Source organism: Streptomyces sp. 840.1 (genome assembly GCF_003751445.1).
In the GTDB taxonomy this organism is placed as follows: Bacteria; Actinomycetota; Actinomycetes; order Streptomycetales; family Streptomycetaceae; genus Streptomyces.
Genome location: NZ_RJUU01000001.1, coordinates 4,139,393 through 4,161,007, shown reverse-complemented (window position 1 = coordinate 4,161,007; position 21,615 = coordinate 4,139,393). Strand labels below are relative to the sequence as shown.

General features: G+C 72.0%; 25 protein-coding genes. 13 read left to right on the top strand and 12 right to left on the bottom strand.

The window, feature by feature from the left end:
• Positions 1-18: 18 nt before the first annotated feature.
• A complete protein-coding gene (locus tag EDD93_RS19080) occupies positions 19-507 on the top strand; it encodes a GNAT family N-acetyltransferase (protein ID WP_123526284.1) in 489 nt (162 codons plus the stop codon).
• A 13-nt stretch (positions 508-520) separates the two neighbouring features.
• Here EDD93_RS19080 and EDD93_RS19075 read toward each other — a convergent pair whose 3' ends face one another.
• Positions 521-2,563 (bottom strand): MDR family MFS transporter, encoded by a 2,043-nt coding sequence (locus tag EDD93_RS19075; protein WP_123526283.1) that lies wholly within the window; start codon positions 2,561-2,563, stop codon positions 521-523.
• A gap of 135 nt (positions 2,564-2,698) precedes the next feature.
• On the opposite strand from EDD93_RS19075, the gene EDD93_RS19070 reads away from it, so the two are divergent.
• A complete protein-coding gene (locus tag EDD93_RS19070) occupies positions 2,699-3,958 on the top strand; it encodes a peptidoglycan-binding protein (RefSeq protein WP_123526282.1) in 1,260 nt (419 codons plus the stop codon).
• Positions 3,959-4,151: 193 nt separating this feature from the next.
• The gene (locus EDD93_RS19065) at positions 4,152-4,814 is read left to right on the top strand and encodes an HAD-IA family hydrolase (RefSeq protein ID WP_123526281.1); all 663 of its coding nucleotides are present in this window, start codon (positions 4,152-4,154) and stop codon (positions 4,812-4,814) included.
• Here EDD93_RS19065 and EDD93_RS19060 read toward each other — a convergent pair.
• Positions 4,801-5,562: an ABC transporter permease gene (locus EDD93_RS19060; RefSeq protein ID WP_123526280.1), complete on the bottom strand. Its 762-nt coding sequence runs from the start codon at positions 5,560-5,562 to the stop codon at positions 4,801-4,803. The genes EDD93_RS19065 and EDD93_RS19060 overlap by 14 nt on opposite strands.
• Positions 5,563-5,804: 242 nt before the next feature.
• Here EDD93_RS19060 and EDD93_RS19055 point away from each other — a divergent pair, with 242 nt between their 5' ends.
• Positions 5,805-6,449, top strand: coding sequence for an HNH endonuclease family protein (locus EDD93_RS19055; protein ID WP_123526279.1), 645 nt, complete (start codon positions 5,805-5,807; stop codon positions 6,447-6,449).
• Positions 6,450-6,590: 141 nt separating this feature from the next.
• On the opposite strand, the gene EDD93_RS40270 is transcribed toward EDD93_RS19055, so the two are convergent.
• Both EDD93_RS40270 and EDD93_RS19045 read right to left on the bottom strand, forming a co-directional pair.
• Positions 6,591-6,890: a hypothetical protein gene (locus tag EDD93_RS40270; RefSeq protein WP_260255779.1), complete on the bottom strand. Its 300-nt coding sequence runs from the start codon at positions 6,888-6,890 to the stop codon at positions 6,591-6,593.
• Between the two features lie 301 nt (positions 6,891-7,191).
• The gene (locus tag EDD93_RS19045; protein WP_123526277.1) at positions 7,192-7,785 is read right to left on the bottom strand and encodes an RNA polymerase sigma factor; all 594 of its coding nucleotides are present in this window, start codon (positions 7,783-7,785) and stop codon (positions 7,192-7,194) included.
• A gap of 251 nt (positions 7,786-8,036) precedes the next feature.
• Here EDD93_RS19045 and EDD93_RS19040 point away from each other — a divergent pair, with 251 nt between their 5' ends.
• The 3 genes from EDD93_RS19040 to EDD93_RS19030 all read left to right on the top strand — a co-directional run bounded on the left by EDD93_RS19040 (position 8,037) and on the right by EDD93_RS19030 (position 11,321).
• Positions 8,037-9,785 carry an alkaline phosphatase D family protein gene (locus EDD93_RS19040; RefSeq protein WP_123526276.1) on the top strand — a complete coding sequence of 583 codons (1,749 nt, stop codon included), beginning with the start codon at positions 8,037-8,039 and terminating at the stop codon, positions 9,783-9,785.
• A gap of 82 nt (positions 9,786-9,867) precedes the next feature.
• The gene (locus tag EDD93_RS19035; RefSeq protein ID WP_123526275.1) at positions 9,868-10,326 is read left to right on the top strand and encodes a DoxX family protein; all 459 of its coding nucleotides are present in this window, start codon (positions 9,868-9,870) and stop codon (positions 10,324-10,326) included.
• Positions 10,327-10,634: 308 nt separating this feature from the next.
• Entirely contained in the window at positions 10,635-11,321 is a 687-nt protein-coding gene (locus EDD93_RS19030) for a DedA family protein (protein ID WP_123526274.1), read from the top strand.
• On the opposite strand, the gene EDD93_RS19025 is transcribed toward EDD93_RS19030, so the two are convergent.
• The 3 genes from EDD93_RS19025 to EDD93_RS19015 form a co-directional block, all read right to left on the bottom strand.
• Positions 11,308-11,532, bottom strand: a complete 225-nt coding sequence (locus tag EDD93_RS19025; protein WP_123526273.1) for a DUF2277 domain-containing protein — start codon at positions 11,530-11,532, stop codon at positions 11,308-11,310. The genes EDD93_RS19030 and EDD93_RS19025 overlap by 14 nt on opposite strands.
• A 74-nt stretch (positions 11,533-11,606) precedes the next feature.
• Positions 11,607-12,050 (bottom strand): TIGR03618 family F420-dependent PPOX class oxidoreductase, encoded by a 444-nt coding sequence (locus tag EDD93_RS19020; protein ID WP_123526272.1) that lies wholly within the window; start codon positions 12,048-12,050, stop codon positions 11,607-11,609.
• 32 nt (positions 12,051-12,082) lie between these two features.
• On the bottom strand, positions 12,083-12,526 hold the full coding sequence (locus EDD93_RS19015) for a hypothetical protein (protein ID WP_123526271.1): 444 nt from the start codon (positions 12,524-12,526) through the stop codon (positions 12,083-12,085).
• A gap of 172 nt (positions 12,527-12,698) precedes the next feature.
• Here EDD93_RS19015 and EDD93_RS19010 point away from each other — a divergent pair, with 172 nt between their 5' ends.
• Both EDD93_RS19010 and EDD93_RS19005 read left to right on the top strand, forming a co-directional pair.
• Positions 12,699-13,196 (top strand): N-acetyltransferase, encoded by a 498-nt coding sequence (locus EDD93_RS19010; RefSeq protein WP_260255778.1) that lies wholly within the window; start codon positions 12,699-12,701, stop codon positions 13,194-13,196.
• Positions 13,193-13,693, top strand: a complete 501-nt coding sequence (locus tag EDD93_RS19005) for a GNAT family N-acetyltransferase (protein WP_123526269.1) — start codon at positions 13,193-13,195, stop codon at positions 13,691-13,693. The genes EDD93_RS19010 and EDD93_RS19005 overlap by 4 nt, the downstream gene beginning before the upstream one ends.
• A gap of 1 nt (position 13,694) precedes the next feature.
• Here the strand turns inward: EDD93_RS19005 and EDD93_RS19000 are convergent, their stop codons facing one another.
• A complete protein-coding gene (locus EDD93_RS19000; protein ID WP_260255934.1) occupies positions 13,695-14,177 on the bottom strand; it encodes a helix-turn-helix domain-containing protein in 483 nt (160 codons plus the stop codon).
• Positions 14,178-14,321: 144 nt separating this feature from the next.
• Here EDD93_RS19000 and EDD93_RS18995 point away from each other — a divergent pair, with 144 nt between their 5' ends.
• On the top strand, positions 14,322-14,660 hold the full coding sequence (locus tag EDD93_RS18995; protein WP_123526267.1) for a PadR family transcriptional regulator: 339 nt from the start codon (positions 14,322-14,324) through the stop codon (positions 14,658-14,660).
• A complete protein-coding gene (locus EDD93_RS18985) occupies positions 14,657-15,556 on the top strand; it encodes a hypothetical protein (protein ID WP_185092372.1) in 900 nt (299 codons plus the stop codon). Before EDD93_RS18995 ends, EDD93_RS18985 begins: the two co-directional genes overlap by 4 nt.
• A 34-nt stretch (positions 15,557-15,590) precedes the next feature.
• Here the strand turns inward: EDD93_RS18985 and EDD93_RS18980 are convergent, their stop codons facing one another.
• The 4 genes from EDD93_RS18980 to EDD93_RS18960 form a co-directional block, all read right to left on the bottom strand.
• Positions 15,591-16,367 carry a class I SAM-dependent methyltransferase gene (locus EDD93_RS18980; RefSeq protein ID WP_123526265.1) on the bottom strand — a complete coding sequence of 259 codons (777 nt, stop codon included), beginning with the start codon at positions 16,365-16,367 and terminating at the stop codon, positions 15,591-15,593.
• A gap of 155 nt (positions 16,368-16,522) precedes the next feature.
• The gene (locus EDD93_RS18975; protein ID WP_311318318.1) at positions 16,523-17,854 is read right to left on the bottom strand and encodes an MFS transporter; all 1,332 of its coding nucleotides are present in this window, start codon (positions 17,852-17,854) and stop codon (positions 16,523-16,525) included.
• 17 nt (positions 17,855-17,871) lie between these two features.
• Complete coding sequence (locus EDD93_RS18965; RefSeq protein WP_185092370.1) at positions 17,872-18,294, bottom strand: hypothetical protein; 423 nt, start codon at positions 18,292-18,294, stop codon at positions 17,872-17,874.
• Positions 18,295-18,360: 66 nt separating this feature from the next.
• Positions 18,361-18,729, bottom strand: a complete 369-nt coding sequence (locus tag EDD93_RS18960) for a signal peptidase I (RefSeq protein ID WP_123527857.1) — start codon at positions 18,727-18,729, stop codon at positions 18,361-18,363.
• 220 nt (positions 18,730-18,949) lie between these two features.
• On the opposite strand from EDD93_RS18960, the gene wecB reads away from it, so the two are divergent.
• The gene (gene wecB / locus EDD93_RS18955; RefSeq protein WP_123527856.1) at positions 18,950-20,209 is read left to right on the top strand and encodes a non-hydrolyzing UDP-N-acetylglucosamine 2-epimerase; all 1,260 of its coding nucleotides are present in this window, start codon (positions 18,950-18,952) and stop codon (positions 20,207-20,209) included.
• Positions 20,210-20,251: 42 nt separating this feature from the next.
• Positions 20,252-21,589: a glycosyltransferase family 2 protein gene (locus tag EDD93_RS18950; protein ID WP_123526264.1), complete on the top strand. Its 1,338-nt coding sequence runs from the start codon at positions 20,252-20,254 to the stop codon at positions 21,587-21,589.
• The last annotated feature ends 26 nt before the right edge of the window (positions 21,590-21,615 follow it).

The window sequence follows — 21,615 nt, the reverse complement described above, 5'->3', positions numbered from 1 at the left end:
GGAAGACAGAATGAACCAATGACGTGGACCGTGACGCCCGAACGCTTCGACTCCCCCGATGCCGCGCTGCTGCGCCGGGACTACTACGACGAGGTCGCCAGCCGTTACTGGGAGCGGCCCGCGACCCCCGACGAGATCGACGAGGGGCTCACCGACGACGGCGCCGAGCTGCTGGTCCCGCCGACCGGTGAGTTCGTCGTGGGCCGCTTCGGCGGGCGGGCGGCCGCCTGCGCCGGGCTGCTCGTGAAGGGCGACGGGGTCGCGGAGCTGACCCGGGTGTTCGTACGGCCGCAGGCGCGCGGCACGGGCGGTGGCGGGCTGCTGCTCGCGGCGGTCGAGAGCCGGGCACGGGCCCTCGGCATCCGGCAGATCCGGCTCGACACCCGCAACGACCTGGTCGAGGCACGCGGGCTGTACGCGAAACACGGCTATCTGGAGGTCCCGGCGTTCCACCACCGCCAGTACGCCGAGCACTGGTTCGCCAAGGAGCTCGGCGCCACCGTGTGACGGGCGCCGGCACTCAGGCCTGGTGGTCGCGCCTCGGCTCGGGGCTGTGCGGCCGCTCCTTGCTCGATCCACTCGTCTCGGCGGTCAGCTCCGACACCAGGGCGACCAGGTCGGTCGGCCGGTCGGGGCCCCACCAGTCGCCCAGCAGCTCGGCCAGGGACTCCTCCCGGGCGTGCGAGAGCTTCACGACGGCCTCCGCGCCGGGTTCGGTGAGCACCAGCTGCACGCCGACCCGGCGGGCCAGCCCGCGTTCCTCCAGCTGCCGGCCCGCCTCGCTGATCACCCGCAGCGGCACCGGAGCGATCTCGGCGAGCCGGGCGGGCTCCACGGTGCCGTGCCGTTTGATACGCAGCAGCATCCAGCTCGCGGCGGGGAGCAGGTCGAGGCCGGCCTTCTCGGTGATCTTCACGTAGACCTCCCGGCGCCCCTCCCTGGTGGCCAGCACCGAGAGCGCGCGGGCGCATTCGTCGTACGAGGAGCGCTCGACCGGGTTGGACGCCAGGGTCTCGCTGGGGTCGGGGGCGGTCACCGATCCCCGCAGCTTGTCCTCCTTGAGCAGCCAGGCGAAGACGAAGGCGATCAGGACGACGGGGGCCGCGTACAGGAACACGTCGGTGATCGACGTCGAGTACGCGTGGATCACCGGTCCCCGGAGCGTGGGGGGCAGCTGGCCGATGGCGCGCGGGTCGGCGGACAGGCTGCCCGCGTCGACCCCGGGCGGCAGGGTGCGGCCGGAGAGCGCCGCTTCGAGCTTGTCGGTGAGCCGGTTGGTGAAGATGGTGCCGAAGATGGCGACGCCGAACGAGGCGCCGATGGAGCGGAAGAAGGTCGCCCCCGAGGTGGCGACGCCGAGGTCCTGGTAGCTCACGGCGTTCTGCACGATCAGGACCAGGACCTGCATCACCAGTCCCAGTCCCGCGCCGAAGACGAAGAAGTAGAGGCTCATCTCCAGGGTGCTGCTGTTCTCCGTGAGCCGGTGCAGGAGCAGCAGGCCGATCGCGGTGATGCCGGTGCCGAGGATCGGGAAGATCTTCCAGCGGCCGGTACGGCTGACGATCTGGCCGGACCCGGTCGAGGTGAGGAGCAGGCCGAACACCATCGGGAGCATGTGGACGCCGGACATCGTCGGCGTGATGGAGTGCACCACCTGGAGGAAGGTCGGCAGGTAGGTCATCGCGCCGAACATCGCGAAGCCGATGACGAAGCTGATCACGGCGACGAGGCTGAAGGTCCTGATCCGGAACAGCTTCAGCGGCAGTACGGGTTCGGCCGCGCGCCGCTCCACGTACACGAAGACGATCAGCAGCAGCACGGCGAGCACGGCGAGGCCGATGATCTGCGCCGAGCCCCAGGGCCAGGTGGTGCCGCCGAGCGAGGCGACCAGGACCAGGCAGGTGGCGACCGAGGCGATGAGGAAGGTGCCGAGGTAGTCGATGGTGTGCTTCGTCCGGCGGACCGGGATGTGCAGCACGGCGGCGATCACGGCGAGGGCGATGACCCCGATGGGCAGGTTGATGTAGAAGACCCAGCGCCAGCTGAGCTGCTCGGTGAAGAAGCCGCCGAGGAGCGGGCCGAGCACACTCGTCGCGCCGAACACGGCACCGAAGAGACCCTGGTACTTGCCTCGTTCGCGCGGCGGGACGATATCGCCGACGATCGCCATCGACAGCACGATCAGACCGCCACCGCCGAGCCCCTGGAGGGCGCGGAAACCGATCAGCTGCGGCATGTTCTGGGCGATGCCGCAGAGCGCGGAGCCGATCAGGAAGATGACGATGGCGATCTGGAAGAGCCGTTTGCGCCCGTACTGGTCACCGAGCTTGCCCCAGAGCGGGGTCGCGGCCGTGGATGCCAGCAGATAGGCCGTGACCACCCACGACAGGTGCTCCAGGCCGCCGAGGTCGCTGACGATGGTCGGCAGCGCGGTGGAGACGATGGTCTGGTCGAGTGCGGCGAGCAGCATGCCGAGAAGCAGGGCACCGATCGCCACCAGGACCGACCGTGTGGAGCGGTTTTCGCCCGGGGCCGGGGCCGGGGGGCTCAACTGCTGGGCCATGAGACATCTCCTCGGATCCGCTGGACACCCATCCTGTCCGGTTTGCTCAGTTATGGCCTGCCGAGGGGCCGCACGATTGGGCTTCCCGGCGGCGGGCTGCATAATCGCAGGCAGTTCAAGGGGAGGGGACCCACAATGACCGGACATATGTGCCCGGAGTGCGGTACGGGCGGCAGACCCGGCGCCGGACCGGGCTGCGGCTGCGCGGAAGGCGCGGCCCGGGGCAGTACCGGGCCGCGGCGGGACGGCGGACAGCGGCACGTCACCGAGGAACAGCGGGTGGCCGAGCGGCACCGCGTCGTCCAGGAGCACCACGCCGGACGGACCGCCGAGTTCGCGGCGGCGGAGGACTTCGACCCGCTGCGCATCCGGCCGTACGTGACGCTGGGCGGCGAGGAGCCGGCGGGGGCCGGGACCGGGACCGGCGGCGAGGGGCCGGCGGCCGGCCGGGACGGCTCGACGGGATACCCGGCGGACGGCCATGCGGGGGACGCGGCCACCACGATGCCCCTGTTCCTGGACCCGGCGGGACCGGCGTCCGGCGGGCCGAATGCGCAGGGCGGGCCGGGTGCGCTGGGCGGGCCGGGCGCTCCGGGTGCTTCAGGTGCTTCAGGTGCTCCCGGCGGCTTCGGCGGTGCGGCCGGCGGGAACGGCCCGGTCGGAGGGGACGGTAGGGACGGCCCGGTCGGCGTTGACGGTCACCCGGGCGCCCCGGTCCTGACGGCGGAGCCGGACCCGGTGCGCCCGCGCCGCCGCAGGCCCTTCGCGGCGCTGGCCGTGGGGGCGGCCGTCGTCGCGGTGGTCGGCACGGCGGCCTTCGTCGGCGGGCTGTTCAACGGGGACAACAACGGGGACGCCGATCTGGACCCGGTCCTGCCCTCCGCGGTGACCAGCCTCCCCGAGGAGAGCGCCCCGCCGTCGGCCTCCACGAAGGCCTCCGCCTCCGCACCGCCCTCCCGGTCCGCCCCGGCGTCCCCGTCCGCCTCATCCGGCGCGTCCGCGTCCGCCTCGGCATCGGCGTCCACGTCACCCTCGGCGAGCACCTCGGCGTCCTCCCCGGCATCCACCGCCGCCTCGGCCCCGGCCGCCGAGTCCTCCCCGGCGTCCACCGCGGGCGCCGAGGACCCGGAGTCGGCGGCCCCGCCCGCACTGGCGGAGGAGGGCGGCACGCTGCGGCGCGGCGACCACGGCCCGGAGGTGGCCGAGCTGCAGCGCCGCCTCCAGGAGATCGGGCTCTTCATGAGCGCCGCCGACGCCGACTACACGGACCGCGTCGAGGACGCCGTGCACCGCTACCAGCGGTACATGTACATCCAGGGCGACGACGACGGGGTCTACGGGCCGAACACCCGGCGGGCGCTGGAGGCGATCACGACGGGCCGGGGACGCTACTGACGCGGCTGCCGCACCCCTGCGTCGCGGCCGCACCGCCGCCTCCGCCAGGGATTCGCTTTCCCCGGCAGGTTTTTGTATCGTGATGAAACAAAGTGGCCCCCAACCGCACTCCCTGACCGGCGGGCGGGGGCCGCTTGATCTCTTTCCCGGGGCCTCACGCGCCCCGCACCGTCACCCCGCCTGGAGCCCGCCCATGCCGGCCACCGTTCTGTCCGCCCGCGCCCTTCTGCTCGACATGGACGGGACCCTGGTGAATTCCGACGCCGTCGTGGAGCGCTGCTGGCGGCGCTGGGCGCTGCGGAACGGGCTGGACCCGGAGGCCGCGCTCAAGGTGGTCCACGGCCGGCAGGGGTACGCCACCATGGCGGTGCTCCTCCCGGACCGCCCGGTGGAGCAGAACTACGCGGACAACCGGGTGATGCTCGCCGAGGAGACCGCCGACACCGAGGGCGTCGTCCCGGTGGGCGGCGCGGGCACCTTCATGGACGCGATCGCCGCGCTGCCGCACGCCCTGGTCACCTCGGCCGACCTGGCACTGGCGCAGGCCCGGATGACCGCGGCCGGGCTGCGGATGCCCGAGCTGAAGGTGACCGCCGAGAGCGTGGGCGCCAGCAAGCCGGACCCGGAGGGCTTCCTCAAGGGCGCCGCCGGGCTGGGCTTCGATCCGGCGGACTGCGTCGTCTTCGAGGACTCCGAAGCGGGCATCGCGGCCGGCCGGGCGGCGGGCATGCGCGTCGTGGGCGTCGGCCCGCGCGCGGCGGCGCTCTCCCCGGACGCGCACGTCGAGGACCTGACACGGATCCGGGTGGAGTCGGCGGCCGACGGATCGGTCCTGCTGCACATCAGCGCCCGGTAGCCGAGGCCCCCACCCCGTCACGGTGCAGGCGCCCGCGCGCCACCAGTTCCAGCACGGTCGCGACGGCCGCCGCCTGCACCGCCATCAGCGCCACCAGCACGAACAGTTGCACGGCGCCCGCCTGTACGGGTGAGGCGCCGCCCAGCAGCATGCCGACGAACGCCCCGGGCAGCGTGACGAGCCCGACCGTCCGGGTCTGGTCGAGCCCCGGCAGCAGCGCGTCCGACGCGGCGGGCCCGGCGATCTCCAGCCGCGCGTCGCGGTCCGGGAAGCCGAGCGCCATCGCCGCCTCCACCTCCCCGTGCCGGGTGGCCAGTTCGTCGAGCGCGCGCCGCCCGCCGAGTACCGTCGCGGTCAGCGCGCCCCCGATCAGGATGCCGGTCACCGGGATGAGCGCGATGCCCCGGACGGGCACCAGGCCGGTGAGCAGCAGCACCGCGACCACCGGCACGACCCCCGCCCCGATCGGCACGGCCACCCACCACCAGGTGCGGTTGCCGGTGACGCGGCGCCCCGCGGTCCACACCGCGACGCCGAACATCAAGGCGATGAACGCGAACGTCGGCGCGAAGGCGTGCACCACCCAGCCGATGAGCGAGGAGACCGCGGCGAGCTGGACCGCCGCCCGCAGCCCGGCCAGGACGATCTGACGCGACCGGCCGAGCGAGGCGGAGGCGGCGATGCCCGCGGCCGCCGCGAGCAGCAGGGCGAGCACGACCCCGAGCGTGATGGTGACCGGTAGCAGCACGCGGCCACCTTAGGCACGCCCCGGGCCCGGCGCGGGCCTGCCGTCTCATCAGTTCCGTACGCCCGCGCACTCACTTGCGCACGCCCCCGCACCCCGACCCTCTTCGTCAGAACCCTTGATGTGACGTGCCCATGTCGCCACTCTGTTACCTGGCGCCCACCCCACGGAAACCTGGCGCCGCCACGATGGCCGGGCCGTTTCGGACGACCCGCCCAAGGTCCCCCCACATCAAGGGAGTTCGCATGTCAGGTATCTACGCGCGTCGCATAGCCGTCCTCGCCGCATCAGCCGCCCTCGCCGCAACCACCGGGCTGCTCACGGCTCCCAGCGCCCAGGCCGCCATGCCCACCCCGGTCGCCGCCTCCACCGCCCGTACCTATCTGAGCGAGCTGACCGTGCAGGCGGAAGGTTCCTCCAGCGGATACAGCAGGGACAAGTTCCCGCACTGGATCACCCAGTCGGGCGCCTGCGACACCCGCGAGGTGGTGCTGAAGCGGGACGGCACGAACGTCTCGCAGAACTCCAGCTGCAGCGCGGTCAGCGGCAGTTGGTACTCGGAGTACGACGGCGCCACCTGGACCGCCGCATCCGACCTGGACATCGACCACATGGTCCCGCTGGCCGAGGCCTGGCGCTCCGGCGCCTCCGGCTGGACCACCGCCCAACGCCAGTCGTACGCCAACGACCTGACCCGCCCCCAGCTCATCGCGGTCACCGACAACGTCAACCAGTCCAAGGGCGACAAGGACCCGGCCAAGTGGCTCCCGTCGCGCGCCGCCTACAAGTGCACGTACGCCCGCGCCTGGGTGCACGTGAAGCACTACTACGACCTGACCGTCGACGCGGCCGAGAAGACCGCACTGCAGTCCGTGCTCAACGGCTGCTGAGACCGGCCGCAGGGGCACGTCGTTCGCGGTCGGCAGCTCACCGCCGATCGCGAACCTGCCACCCGCCGCCGCTCGCAGGCGCCCACCCGACTCCGCGATCTCAGGCCCTTCCCGGCTCTGCCATCGTTCGGGGTTCGCGGGTCAGCGGAAGGCAGTCGGGCAGTCGGCGTCGGTTACTCCCGGCAGCGTGCGGATGATCAGGTCCCGCGTCGCCGGGATTTCCTGCCCCTGGAAGGGGAAGGTCGTAGCGATGAGGTCGCGGTTCGACGGGATCACCATGAGCACGTGGTCGCCCCGGCCATAAGCCTCTGCCGGGTCTCGCACGGCGGGGTCGGCAAGGTCGAGGGTGGTTGTGCCGGGTCCCGTCCCGGGCTTGAGCCATCGGTCCACCGACACAGTCACCCGCACATGCGCCTTGCCTGCGGGACGGACATCCTTCACCGTGCCCTCCACGATGGTTCTCGAGCACGCCACGAGCTCAGGGAATGTCTGTCCACGGGTCGCCCCGTCAGCATCGGGAACGGAGGAGCCGCCGCTCGTTGCTACAGCCACCCCAACAACAAGAGTGGCCGCGCAGGCAGCCGCTGCGGCCAGGAGGGCCGCTCGCCCCCTTCTCCGTTCCCGCCGGGAGTACACGGCTCTGCGCCGTATCGCGCCCTGCCCGGATTCTTCGGCGGACTCCGGGCGGGCCGCCTCTTCGCCGATGAGCGCGAACGCTCGGCGAAGCTGGCTCTCCTCGTCCTCAGTCGGTCGAGTCATCGTGGATCACCTTCGTCTCGCTGAGTTGTGTACGCAGCGCGTCAACGGCCTTGTGCAGACGGCTTTTGACCGTGCCTTCGGGTATGTCCATCACTTCAGCGATGGCACGCACCGTCAGGTCGCTGTAGTAGCGGAGGGTCAACAGTTGTCGTTGCTGGGCGGGCAGACGGGCGAGGCCGGCGGCTACTGCGAGCGCGAGGGTTCGTTGTTCATCCTCCCGCTCCGTTGCCGATTGCCTCGCCCAGCGGGCGGCGAGGCGCTCCTGCAGACCGCCCTCCCGCTTTCCCGAACGGTGCCAGTCAGCTGCGATGCGGGAGGCGACGACGCTGCTCCACGCCGACGGATTGCGCACTGCCGCGCGCCCAGGGTCGGCCTGTTGCTCCAGCATCTTCAGCCGAACCTCCTGCACCCCGTCGTCCAGGTGGCCCCAGGGCACGCCTCCCAGAGCCAGGACCGCCCGCACGCGTGATACGTCAATGTCGTCGCCAGGCGGTTCTGGCCCCTCCGCCGATCGAGCGGCGCCAGCCGTCGCCGGCGTCGAACTCTCAGCGGCATGAGGTGTGCGGCGTCCTCTCATGAACCGTCCCTTCTGAGTGGTCCCGCTATGACGGACGAGCAACCGGAAACGTTCAGGTCGCACTGCAGTCCGTGCTCAACGGCTGCTGAACAATCGCTGAACAGCGGCCGGCCCGCTGCCCCCGGGCCCCGGGCCACCGGCTACAGCTCCCGGAACCGCCCCGCACTCCCCCGTCGTTCCGTACGGTACGAAGCCGCCGCACGAACAACGCGTACGGAACCCTCCGTACGGAACGACGCGAGGAGCACTACATGGCAGCCGGGCTGCGCCTGGGACCGCTACTGCGGTACGTCGACTGGGAGACCGCCTCCACCGCGACCGTCTGGGTCGAGGCGGACCGGCCGTGCACGGCCGTGGTCCGGTGCGCGGACGGGGGGTCGGGCTCGTCCCGGACCTTCGCGGTCGCCGGGCACCACTACGCCCTGGTGGTGGTGACCGGGCTGACCCCCGGCTCCACCACGGCGTACGAGGTACTGCTCGACGACCGCCGGGTGTGGCCGCCCGAGAACCACCGCTTCCCGGCGAGCACGATCACCACACCACCCCTGTCCACCGGCGACGACCCCGACGGCGACGGCCCCGCGCCGGTCCGGGTCGCGTTCGGCTCCTGCCGCTGGGCGGCGCCCCCCGCCGGCGGACACGCCTCGGTGCGGTCCGACCCCGTCGGGCCGGACGCGCTGGACACCCTCGCCGCCCGGCTCGCCGCCGATCCCGACGCCGTACGCCCCGATGTCCTGCTGCTGCTCGGCGATCAGGTGTACGCGGACGAGACCTCGCGGGAGACCCGGCAGCGGCTCGCCGCACGGCGCGATCTGGACGAGCCGCCGGGGGCGGAGGTCGCGGACTACGACGAGTACACCTGCCTGTACGACGAGTCGTGGCGCGACCCCGAGGTCCGCTGGCTGCTCTCGACGGTCCCCAGTTGCATGATCTTCGACGATCACGACGTCATCGACGACTGGAACACCAGCTCCGCCTGGCTCACCGAGATCCGCGCCGAGCCCTGGTGGAACGAGCGGATCGTCAGCGGACTGATGTCGTACTGGGTCTATCAGCACCTGGGCAACCTCTCCCCGGCCGAGCTTGCGGCGGACCCGCTCTACGCGGCGGTGCACGCCACCCCGGACGGCACCGAAGCGGTGCGCCGGTTCGCGGCCGGGGCCGACGCGGACCCCACCTCCGCCCGCTGGAGTTACCGACGCATTTTCGGCCGAGTACGGCTGCTCATGGTCGACAGCCGGGCGGCCCGGGTGCTCGACGAGCCGCAGCGGGCGATGATCCACCCCGAGGAGATGCGGTGGCTGCGCGAGGAACTGCTCTCCGGGCCCGGTTCCTTCGACCATGTCCTGATCGGCACATCGCTCCCGTGGCTGCTGCCTCCATTGGTACACGAAGCGGAGCAGTGGAGTTCGGCACTGTGCCGGGGCGAGCGGGGCGGGCCCGACGGCCGCTGGGCGCGGGTCGGCGAGTACCTGCGACAGCGCGCCGACCTGGAGCATTGGGCCGCCTTTCCCGATTCGTTCGAGGAGTTGACGGAGCTCATTCGGGAGGTGGGCAGCGGCCCGGACGCCCCGGCGACGATATGCGTGCTCTCGGGCGATGTGCACCATGCGTACATCGCGGACGCCGCCTGGCCCGCCGGGACCTCCGGCGGCGGGCCGGACGCGCGCGTCCTGCAACTGACCTGCTCCCCCGTGCACAACTCGATCCCGGGCCCGCTCAAGGCGACCTTCCGTTTCGGCTGGAGCCGGGCGGGGCGGAGGTTCGGACGGCTGCTGGCGCGGCACGGACGCACTGGTACAGCTCCGGTCCAGTGGCAGAAGACGGATGGGCCATGGTTCGGCAATCAGCTGATGACACTTACGTTGCATGGCCGGAAAGCTGCGCTGTCATTGGTTCAGGCCAAGTCAAAGAGGACAGGGGCCCAGCTCCAGAAGGTATTCGATCGCTCGCTGACCAATGACGGGCCATCGACTTTCAGCCAGTCAACTAAACGTTGAACTTGCAAGTACTGATCAGGTCTACCTAACCTATGGCGCTCAGTCGGTTCACGTCCCCACTAGACCGAAGGAGCCTCCCCACATGTACTCACGCCTGAATCAGGCCCAGCCCTACGCTCTCGCGCTCTTCCGAATCGTCGTAGGCCTGCTCTTCGCCTGCCACGGTGCCGCCTCGATCTTCGGCGTCCTGGGCGGCGCCATGGGCGGCGGATCGATACCCGCCGGCACCTGGCCCGGCTGGTACGCCGCGGTCATCCAGCTCGTCGGCGGCGGCCTGGTGGTGCTGGGCCTCGGCACCCGCATCGCCGCGCTGATCTCGTCCGGCTCCATGGCGTACGCGTACTTCAGCGTCCACCAGTCCGGGGCGCTCTTCCCGCTCCAGAACGGCGGCGAGCCCTCGGCCGTCTACAGCTGGGTGTTCCTGCTGCTCGTCTTCACGGGGCCCGGCGCCCTGGCCCTGGACCGGCTGTTCACGCCCCGCACCGCCACCCGCCCTGCCGAGGAGCGCGCACCCGAGCCGGCCGCCCCGGTCGCCGTCTGACCTCTGCGCCGGACGGGCCCGGAACCGCCGGGCCGCCTCGGGTACGCCGGGAATGCCGCTTCCGGGCGTACCCGAGGCGACGGCGCGCTGCCGTCCTCGGATCCACCTCTGCCGGGCCGCGGCTCACCTGCGCGTCGAGGCACACGCAAGAGCCGCACAAGGCTCATGTGACACACCGGTGAGGTGCCCAACATCACGCATGCATATGGATCTCCAGGTGAACGGCAGGCGTACGCTGTACAGCTGGCCCTGCCGCTCCTGCCGCTCCCCTGCGACGTCGCGGCGTTGTCACGAATCGGGGAGTAGAAGTGCTAGAGAGTGTGGGCGCGCTGACCGGCAGCCCATGGATCTACGTTGTGGTCGCCCTCTCGGTGCTTCTTGACGTCTTCCTCCCCGTACTGCCCAGCGGTGTCCTGGTGATCACCGCCGCCACGGCCGCCGCCGCGGGCACCACCACGGTGGCCGCCGACGCCGCGGGCGCCGCCCGTCACGTCACCGAGGTCCCCTCGCTCCTGGCCCTGGTCCTCTGCGCGGCCAGCGCCTCCGTGCTGGGCGACCTCGTCGCATACCGGCTGGCCTGGCGCGGTGGCGCACGCCTGGACGCGGCCATCGCCCGCTCCCGCCGCCTCACCTCCGCCCAGGAGCGCCTCGGCGCCGCGCTGAGCCGAGGCGGCGGCGTCCTCGTCGTCATCGCACGCTTCGCCCCGGCCGGCCGCTCGGTCGTCTCGCTGGGGGCGGGCGCCGCACACCGCAAGGCGAAGGAATTCCTGCCGTGGTCCGCGGTGGCGGGTGTGGCCTGGGCCGGGTACAGCGTGGGGCTCGGCTACTTCGGCGCCCAGTGGCTCGGCGCGAGCTGGCTGGGCACGGCGATCTCGGTCCTCGCGCTGTTCGTCGCCGGAGCGTTCGCCGCGCTGCTCATGCGGCGCCCGGCCGCGGCGGCCGCCGCGGCCGCTGCCACCGCCGCCGGCCCTGCCTCGGTCCCTACGGCGTCCTGACACCTCCCCGCACTTCCAGACCGTCCAGCAGTCCGGCGGTCGACGCGGTGATCTCGTCGACGGCACGGTCGAACACTTCCCTGTTGTGCGCGGCCGGGGCGCGGAAGCCGGACACCTTGCGTACGAACTGCAGGGCGGCGGCGCGGATGTCCTCCTCGGTGGCTTCTTCGGGGAGGGCCGGCGGGCGAAGGGTCTTGATACTGCGGCACATACGTCAAGTGTGGACCGCACCACTGACAACGTCCCGCGCTCACGCCCGGCGACGCCGGTGCCCGCGCGGGCCGGTCAAGCGGGAACGGGGCCCCCGGGCCGGAACCGCTCCACCCCGACGATGTGCCGCACCTTGAGCGGGCGCACGATCACCGCGATCCGGCGCTCCCCCGGCATGGTCCACTCGAACCGCTCGGAGCCCAGGTACTTACGGGCGAGCCGGTCCATCCGCTCGTGCGCCTCGTCGCCCTCCACGAAGCGGACCACCTCGCCGCTGATCTGCACCCGGTCGAAGGGGTCGGCGTGATCCGCGTGCGAGAGGTAGACCCGGGGGTCGCGGCGCAGGTTCTCCTCCTTCACCCGGCCCGCCGAGGTGTTGAACGCCAGCTCACCCTCCCCCTCCAGGTCCACCCACATAGGGCTGACCTGCGGCGCTCCATCGGCGAACACGGTTCCGACGTACCAGATGTTGGCGGCTCGCAGCCGGGCGCGGACGGCTTCTTCCAAGATCACTGTCATCCGTGGAGGCTACCAACCGCGCCCGGCGGCCGTCAGACGACCGGTTTCGAGCGGTCCGTGCACAGGGCCCAGATCACGAAGGTGTCGATGGCGAGCGAGACCACGGCCCAGATCGGCTGGTAGGGCAGCCACATGAAGTTGGCGATCATGTTGAGCGCCGCGAGCCCCACGCCGATCCCGCGCGCCCAGCCGAAGCCCCGGAGGATCCCCCAGCCGACCAGGACGAGGAGGATGCCGAGGGCCAGGTGGATCCAGCCCCAGGTGGTCACGTTGAACTTGAAGACGTAGTTGTTGACCCGTGCGTAGACATCGTCGGTCGCGATCCCGGCGATGCCCTTGATCGCCTCCAGCACACCGTCGACCATGAGCAGGACCCCGGCGAACATGGTCCCGCCGGCCGCCCAGGGGTTGTTGGCGCCCCCCGGGTCGGAGGCGTGCGAACGGGACGTACCCGGATTGGGCGCTGACTCTGCCATGGGAACTCCTTGGCCGGTGGAACTGCACGTCAGACCGACCCTGGTGGGCACGTGCGGGGGCGGCCACCCGGGCGCAGCCGAACGAGTGAGGCCGGGGTGCCGCCCAGGCCGGGAAATCCGCTTGGCAGGGACGCCGGCCGGAAGGAATCCTTGCCCGCCGGAGGTGGTGACGTTGACCGACGTCGTACTGCGACTCGCGGCCCGCGACCTGGTTCCCGGCGATCTGGGGTCCTGCGGGTGGTCGGGCTCCCCGCTCCACGTGGAGAACATCGGCCGACAGCTGGCACGGGCCCGGCGGGGCGAGGTGGACTACCTGGCGGTGTGCCCGCCGTCGGGCGTCCCCGTGGCGATCGGCGGCGTCGACTACGACGCCCTGGAGGGGGCGGGCACGCTGTGGCAACTGGCGGTCCACCCCGCGCTCCAGTCCTGCGGCATCGGCACGTTCCTCATCCGGGCCGCCGAACAGCGGATCACCTCGCGCGGCCTGCGGCGGGCCGAACTCGGCGTGGAGGAGGACAACCCGCGTGCCCGCGCACTGTACGAGCGCCTGGGGTACGTGGCGTACGGCCGGCAGCCCGACTCCTGGGACGAGTTGGCCCCGGACGGCTCCGTCCGCCGGCACGAGACCATGTGCACGCTGATGGCCCGGGGCCTAGGCTCGCCGGCATGATCGAGACGGAGCGACTCACCCTGCGTCCCCTGGCGGCGTCGGACACGGAAGCCTTCGTGGAGCTCCACGCCGATCCGGAGGTCAACCGGTTCGTCGGGGCCTACTCGCCCCAGCAGGCGCTGGAACGGCTCACCGGGATCGAGCGGCAGTGGGCGGAGCGGGGCCACGGCCTGTGCGCGGTGGAGCTCCGTTCCACCGGCGAGTTCATCGGCCGGAGCGGCCTGCAGTACTGGCAGCAGTTCGACGAGGTCGAGGTGGGCTGGACCTTCCGGGCGGAGCACTGGGGGCACGGATACGCGACCGAGGCGGCGCGGGCGTGCCTGGACTGGGGCTTCGCCACGCTGGACGCCGACTACTTCATCGCGCTCATCCGGCCGGGCAACATCCCGTCGGTGAAGGTGGCCGAGCGCCTCGGGTTCGCGCCGCGCAGGCAGGAGGAGCTGAACGGCAACCCCGTCACGGTCTACGCACTGGATCGCCCTGCCGGCGCCCGGTGACTCAGGCCGCGCCCGCGCCCCCGGAGACCGCACCTTCAGAAGCCGCTTCTTCGGAGACCGCGCGTTCGTAGGCCAGGGTGAGCTCGGCCAGTACGCCGTCCGCGCGCTGCGGCCGCCCTTCGAGGTGCATGGCGCGGAGCTCGTCCATGAACCTCTCCCCCATTTCGGGGCCTCCCCGGGCGAGGAGCTGGGCGCGGATCGACAGCTCGGGCACCGTCGGGAGCCACCGCGAGCCCCAGTCGCCCAGTTGTGTCATGAGCGGGACGAGCTGGATCGATGCCTCGGTGAGCCGGTACTCGATCTTCTGCCGGTGGCTCGGGTCGTCGTGCCGGGTGAGCAGTCCGGCGCCCACGAGCTTCGACAGCCGGGCGGCGAGGATGTTCGACGCAATGCCCTCGACCGAGTGAGCGAGGAGCTCCCGGAAGTGCCGGTGGCCGCCGAACATGACGTCCCGCAGCACGACCAGGCTCCACCGGTCTCCCAGCAGTTCGACGGTCTGGTCGTGGCGGACTGCGGTCCCCGCCGGCCCGCCTCGGGGAGTCCCTCCCGGACGAACACCGGTCCGAGGCCGGTCCGGACCAGCCGCCCCGGGGCCAGCATATGCCGGTGAGTGACCTATCATGCGGGCATGAGTGATCGTGCGATGCAGGAACCGACCCTCCTCCTCCTGACCGCCCTCGCGGACGAGCCGCGCCACGGCTACGCGATCGCGCGTGAGGTGGAGAAGATCTCGGACGGGCGGGTCACGATGCGCACCGGCACGTTGTACGGGGGGCTGGAGCGGCTCCTGAACGAGGGGCTGATCGAAGTGCACGCGGAGGAGGTCGTGGACAGCCGGCTGCGGCGCACGTACACCCTCACCGCGGCCGGCCGGGAGAGCCTGGCGGCCGAGGTGCGGCGCATCGCCGCCACCGCGCGCGAGGCCACCCGGCGCCTGGGTGTCCAGGGCAAGCCCGCCACCGCATGACGCCCCCGCTCCTGCGCCTGTACCCGGCCGGATTCCGGCGCGCCTTCGGGGACGAGCTGGCCGAGGCCTACCGCGAGGCGACCGAGGGGGCCGGGCGGGCGGCCCGGTTCCGGGAGGCCTGCGACGTCGTGGCGCATGCGCTCCGCCTCCGCCTGGGACTGGGGTCCGCGCAGCGCGGCGGGCGCCTGTTCGCGGCCGCGGCCCCCTTCGCACTGGCGGCGATCGCCGCGTACGCCGCCTTCGACCTGGTCTCGGTGCTCAGCGACCGGATCGTCAGCGGCGACCCGGACTTCCTGGTCCCGCTCAGCTACGTCCTGGGCGGCTGTGACCTGCTGGCCCTCCTCGGGGCGGTCGTCGCGCTCGGCGGGCGTTACGTGGCCGGGGCGCGGTGCGCGTTCGCCGGAGTGGCGGCGACGGCTGTCGCCCTGCTGGCGGTCCTGCTGCCGGCGGGCGCCTCTCTGGCGCCGGAGTTCCCGGCGTATCTGCTGGCACCGACGGTCGCGGCCGTCGTCCCGCTGGCCTGCCCGCCGGATCTGCGCCCGCCCGGCCGGGCCCGGAGTACGGCGGGGATCGTGGCGCCGGCGCTCTGGGCGCCGCTCGCCGTGGCCGTGCTCGCGGTGACCGACGCGGACGGGCTCGGGTCCGTCCTGCTGTGGCGCCTCGGCGTCCCCCTGGCCGCCGCCCTTCTCCTGGCGGGCCGTCGGGCACTGGCCGGCATCCGGACCGCCGGACAGTTCGTCCTGGCCTCGACGCCGTTCGTCGCCATGGGGTACTCAGCCGGGGTGGTGGACCAGGACACGCTGCCCCCGGTCGCCGTCCTGCTGGCCGGTGCCGCCCTGCTGCTGCACCTGTGGCGCGTGCGCCGCACGGGCTCCGGCCCGGCCGGTACGCGCTGAGGCCGCCACCGCGTGTGCCACCGGGCCGGTCACCTCATCCGGCGGTGACCCGGATCTTGGACTGCCCGTGGCCGAGCTTCTCCCAGTCGTCCATGAACCGCGCGGCCAGCCCGTGGCGGGCGGCGAGGTCGACGAGGGTCTCGGTGCGGTAGTAGAAGTCCTCGCGCAGGACCTGGTGTTCGGCGCCGGTGGTGCGGTCGAAGGTGAAGTCGAAGTGGCCGCCGGGGGCCAGCACCCGGCCGACGTGGGCGAGGCACTCGTCGATGATCTCGATGGGCGAGTGCGAGAACACACTGTGGGCGTGGACGACGTCGAAGTACGCGTCGGGCAGGAAGTCCAGCTTCAGGTCCTTGGTGATGGTCAGGTGCGGCACCTTGGACTGGAGCCCCTGAGTGGCCAGCGTCTGCTTCGCGGCGATCAGGATGTCGGGCGAGATGTCGATGCCGTAGTAGTGACCGGCCTCGAGGTGGTCGATGAAGCGCCAGCCCGCGCGGAGGTTGCCGCAGCCGATGTCCAGCATCCGGGCCCCGGGGGCGAGCCCGTGCCCCAGCAGGTAGTCGAACTGCATCCGGCCCAGGGCCAGCCAGCGCTCATGCGTCTGACTGCCGACGGCTGCCTCGGGGTTGCGGCGGGTGTCCGAGGCCATCACGGCCCGGTAGTAGTTCACATGGCCGGGGTGCTTGAACGCCAGCCAGCGGTCACGGGCCGCCCGCTTCAGATACGGCGCTATGCGGTCCGGCCGGCTCGCGGCGTACCTGACCTTGTGGACCAGGGACTCCCGGTTGACGAGGAGGTTCTTCTTGGTAGCCATGGCTGCTCCAACTCCGTTGCAGGGCACAGCCCCGGCACGGGCGCAGCATCGGCCGGCCCCGGGGCGGACTTCACGGGGCAACTATAGGTCGGTCACCGACATATACAAACCAGGGACCTATGGAGAGAGGACCCCGTTCTTCTCCGCGCCGCTCCTCACTCCCGGCTCACCCGGTTGATCCGGTACACATCGCGCACGCATGCGTTGGCCAGGGTGGCGGCGAGGACGACTCCGGCGCACGCCAGCAGAATGTGCTGACCGGTCCAGTGCTTCGAGGCCACTGCCACCAGCAGGTACGCGATCGGGACGGCGGCCCGTTCGCCGACGGCGTTGAACGCACCCAGGCGCCCCAGCTCCCGATCCGGGACCTGTTGCTGCATGACCGTGGACCAGGACACGATCGCGACGTCCAGCCCGATCCCGGCGAGTACGGCGGCCACGAGCACCCAGCCGAGGGGCAGTTCGAGCCCCAGCGCGGCCAGGGGCAGCATGAGTCCCGCACCGGTCACCACGCAGACGAGCATCAGCCGTCGCGGCTTCCAGGCCAGACAGAGGAACGTACCCGCGAGCAGCCCTGCGGCGAAGGCCCCCTGCACCAGCCCCCACGAACGGGCGCCCGCGTAGCTGCCGGCTGCCACGAGCGGCCCGAGCAGCTGGTAGCCGGCCAGCCAGGCCGCCACCACCGCCGTTCCGGCCACGGTGTAGCTCCACAACCAGCTCCGCGAGCGGAACCCGGACCAGCCCACCCGTAGATCGCTCACCACACCGCCCCCGGAGGCGACCGAGCCGGTGAGCCGCAGCCCGAGCAGGAGGAGAGCGGCGACGACGAACGTGCCCGCGTCCCACCCGAGCGCCCAGGCGGGCCCCGCCAACGCCACGACGAACCCGCCGACGACCGGACCGACGACCCCGACGGCGTTCCCGGGGACCCGGACCAGCGCGTTGGCCTGCTGGAGCCGGTCCTTCGGCACGAGCCGGCTCGCGATCCCCTGGGCGGCGGGCGCGATGAACCCGGCCGACGCCCCGGAGAGACAGGCGCAGACGCTGATCGCGAGCGTCGTCGCCGTACCCGTCGCCACCAGCACGCCGACCGCCGCCTGCGCCAGCCCGGCCCCGAGGTTGCCGAGGAAGAGGATGCGGCTGCGGGACATCCGGTCCGCGAGCACGCCTCCCAGGAGCAGGAGGACCAGGGTCGGCACGGTGTTCGCGGTGAGGACGACACCGAGGGACCGCGCGCCGCCCCCGTGACCGATCACGGCGAACGCGAGCGCCACGGGCGCCATGGCCGAGCCCGTGGCGGACACGAGGTGGGCCAGCAGGAAGCGCCGGAAGGCCGGTATCCGCAGCGGCGACGCGGCGGCGGCGGCCGGGACGGATGCGGTGTCCGTGACCGTGGCGGTGTCCGTGTCCGTGGGCGTGTCCGTGGGCGTGTCCGTGTCCGTGTCCGTGAGCGTGTCCGTGACCACGCCCGTGGCGTTCGTCGGCACTTCGCGCCTGCGGGCCCTCACCGCTGACCCGGGGACCGCACCCATGGCGCGAAGCGCTGACCGGGGGCCGCGTCGTCGCGCCAGTGCCTCAAGACCGCCTCCCGGACGATCTCCAGCCGCTCGGCGGCGATGAGGCACGGGACGGGGTCCCGTCCTCCCGCATCGGCCCCGAAGGCGACCACCACGGGCGGTTCCGCGCCGAAGTGCCGCGCGAGGCGGTGGAGTTCGCCGGACGAGGGTGCGCGGAACACCGGATCATGGAAGCTCGAAGGGCAGTTGACGAAGACCGGGTCGTCGAAGACCAGCTCCAGGCCATGGTGGTAGGTCAGGTCATGGCCGGCGGCGAGCCGGAGCTGTCCGGCGTTCCGGTCGACCACGTCCCAGTCCCACCAGGACCCCTCGGGAAGCCGGAGCCCGGCATGCCGCCCTTCGCCGCCCACACCCTGCCCCTCGGTCGCCCTTCATCGATGCGAACCGGTCGCCGGGCTACCCAGCGCCGCCCGGCCCTACTCCGGCGTCACCGCATAGCCGGGAACGGACGGCCACCGGACCGTCAGCACCACCGACTCCTCCTCGGCGAACCAGGAGTGATCCACTCCGTGCCCCCAGACGACGTAATCGCCCTGTTCCTCCAAGACCACGGTACGACCGGGCAGTTGGACATGGAAGCGGCCACTGATGAGCACCAGCAGCGCGGTCCGCTCCTCGCCCCGCACCCACTGCTTGCGCTCGTCACCAGGCGGGTGAACACCCCATTTGACCTCTACGGCCTCGCTGTGGCGAGGATCGGCCGCGTCCTTGAAGTGCCCGAGCAGCCACCCCCGGTCCAGTGCCGCGTCCTCGCCCGCTCTTCCCACGTACACGCTGTCGTTCATGATCCCGGAAGCTAGCAGCCGCCCGTTGCGCCACCGGCCCCGCCGCCCGATCCACTGCACGTTTCGCTCCCGGAGTTCGCCGCCCGCAGGACCAAAGGCCTCTGCTTCGGCACGGGAAAGGACCGAAAGCCCCTGGCAACATGTCACCAAAGGGCGCAGAGCACCCGATAACGTATCAGGTCTCTCGGATCTGGAATTCATGTTCACTACCGTGGGTTACATGAAGTTCTCCAGCGCCTCCCTGCCCCGCCGTTCCGTCGCCGTCGTCCTGGGGACCCGCCCCGAGCTGGTCAAGCTCGCGGAACTGATCCGTCTCCTGGGCCCGGCGGCCCGGGTCATCCACACCGGACAGCACTACGACGCAGAGCTGTCCCGCGATTTCGCGGACGGGCTGGGCATACCCGAACCGGAACGCATGACCAGCGTCGGCGGCCTGCCACGTGCCGGTCAGATAGCGGTCGCGCTCAACGGCCTGGACGCGCTGTTCGCCGCCGATCCGCCGCGCGCGGTCGTCGTCCAGGGCGACACCAACGCGGCGCTGGCCGGCGCGCTCGCCGCCAACACCCGGGGCCTGCCGCTGGTGCACGTCGAAGCCGGGCTGCGCAGCCACGACCGCGCGATGCCCGAGGAGCACAACCGGGTCCTGATCGACCACGTGGCCGACGTGCTCTGTGCCGCCACACCCGGCAACCGCACCTCGCTGCTCTCCGAGGGTGTCCCGGCGGACCGGGTGCACGTCACCGGCAACACCGTCGTCGAGTCCGTCCGCGACAATCTGCCCCCTGCGGAAGACCGCCGCACCGCCCTGTCCGGGCTGGGGCTGGACCCGGACGGCTTCCTGCTCGCGACGGTGCACCGGCCGGAGAACACCGACGACCCCGCCGCCCTCGCCGTCGTACTGGCGGAGCTCGCCGGCCTGGCCCGCGAACTCCCCGTCGTACTCCCGCTCCACCCCCGCACCAGCGCCCGGATCGACGCCTGCGGCCTTCAGCCGTTGCTGGACGACATCGTCACGCTGCCTCCCGTCGGATACGGGACCTTCCTCGCGCTCGCCCGGCACGCGGCGGTTCTCGTCTCCGACTCCGGAGGCGTGCAGGAGGAGACCACGGTCCTGGGCCGCCCCCTGGTGGTGGTCCGCCGCTCCACCGAACGGCCTGAGGCCATGGCCGAGTTCGCCGAACTCGTCCCGCCGAGCCTGGAGATCGGCGAGGCGGCCCGGCGCCGGCTGGCCGAGGGCCGTCCGGGGCTGCGCCGTCTGGCCTCCGTACCCAGTCCGTTCGGTGACGGCCGCGCAAGCGAACGCATCGCGGGACTGATCGACCGGGCCGCGCGCCCCACCGACTCCCCTTCCCGGCAACGGACTCCGGAGCAGTCCCGGGCTCCTGTCCGCTCCCAGGCTTCGGTCCGTTCCCAGGCTTCGGTCCGCTCCCAGGCTTCGGTCCTGTCCCGGGAGGAGGTGCCGGCACCGGCCGGTGTGTGACCGGCCCACCACCCGTTCGCCGCCCACCGCTTGTGAGGCGCCATGTTGCTCGACTTCGTCCTGTACGTCTTCCCTTTCCTCCTCCTCGCCTGCTTCCTCGTGTACTGGGCAGGGGCCCGGCACGCGTACGCGCGCCGCCGCCCCTCCCGGAACGGCGATCCCGGCGCGTACGACTGGCACTTCCTCGTCCCCTGCCGTGACGAGGAAGCCGTCGTCGCCACCACCGTGAACCGGTTGCGCGCCGACTTCCCCCTGAGCCACGTCTGGGTGATCGACGACGCGAGCGACGACCTCACCGCCCCGATCGTGAGGTCGCTGGCGGGCCGTGACCCCCGCATCCACCTGGTCTCGCGCCTCCTCCCCGACGCCCGTGCCGGGAAGGGCGCCGCGCTCAACGCCGCGTACACCGCGCTCGACGAACGCCTCGGCCCCGCGACGGACCGCTCCCGCGTGATCGTCTGCGTCGTCGACGCCGACGGCCAGGTCTCCCCCGGCGCCCTGACCCGCGTCAGCGGCCCCGACGCCTTCGCCGACCCGGACATCGGCGGGGTCCAGATCGGTGTCCGGATGCGGAACGTCGACGACGAACGTCCGCTGGAGCACCGGGGCCGCCTCGCCAACGCCTACGCCCGCCTCCTCATCCGTATGCAGGACGCCGAGTTCGCCACCTCCAACACCGGGATGCAGATGCTCCGCGTCCGGACCGGCTCCGCCGGCCTCGGCGGCAACGGCCAGTTCACCCGCCTGACCGCCCTGGACCGCATCGCCGCCGCCGAACGCCACCCCTGGCAGCAGGGCGCACTGCTCGAGGACTACGAACTCGGCCTGCACATGCGGCTCGCCGGTTACGATGTCACCCACCTCTGCGACGCCTGGGTCACCCAGGAGGCGCTGCCCCACACCCGCCGCTTCCTCACCCAGCGCACCCGCTGGGCCCAGGGCAACATGACCTGCGTCCGCTACGCCGGCCGGATCGTGTCCTCCCGCCACTACCGGGCCCGCGGCGTCCTGGAGTCGCTGTACACCTTCGTCCAGCCGTTCGCGCACCTCGCGACACTGCTGCTCACGGTGCTGATGACGGCCGCACTGATCATCGGAGACGGCATCATGTTCGCCGCCTGGCCACTGGCACTCTCGCTGGCCCTCGTGTCGATCGTGCCGTTCGTGCTCTGGGGCCCGCTCTACCGGCGGGAGTTCGCCGCGGACCGCTCCCGGTTCAAGGGCCTGCTGTGGGGCGTCGCGCTCTGGCTGTACGCCTACCACCTCTTCGTCGTCTCCGCCCGCGGCTTCGTCCGGCTGCTGCGCGGCCGGACCGGCTGGGCCAAGACCCGGCGCAACGCCGAGACTGCGGGCCCCGGCCCCGTGGCGCGCGAAGCCTGACTCCCCTCCTCCCACCCCACGATCTC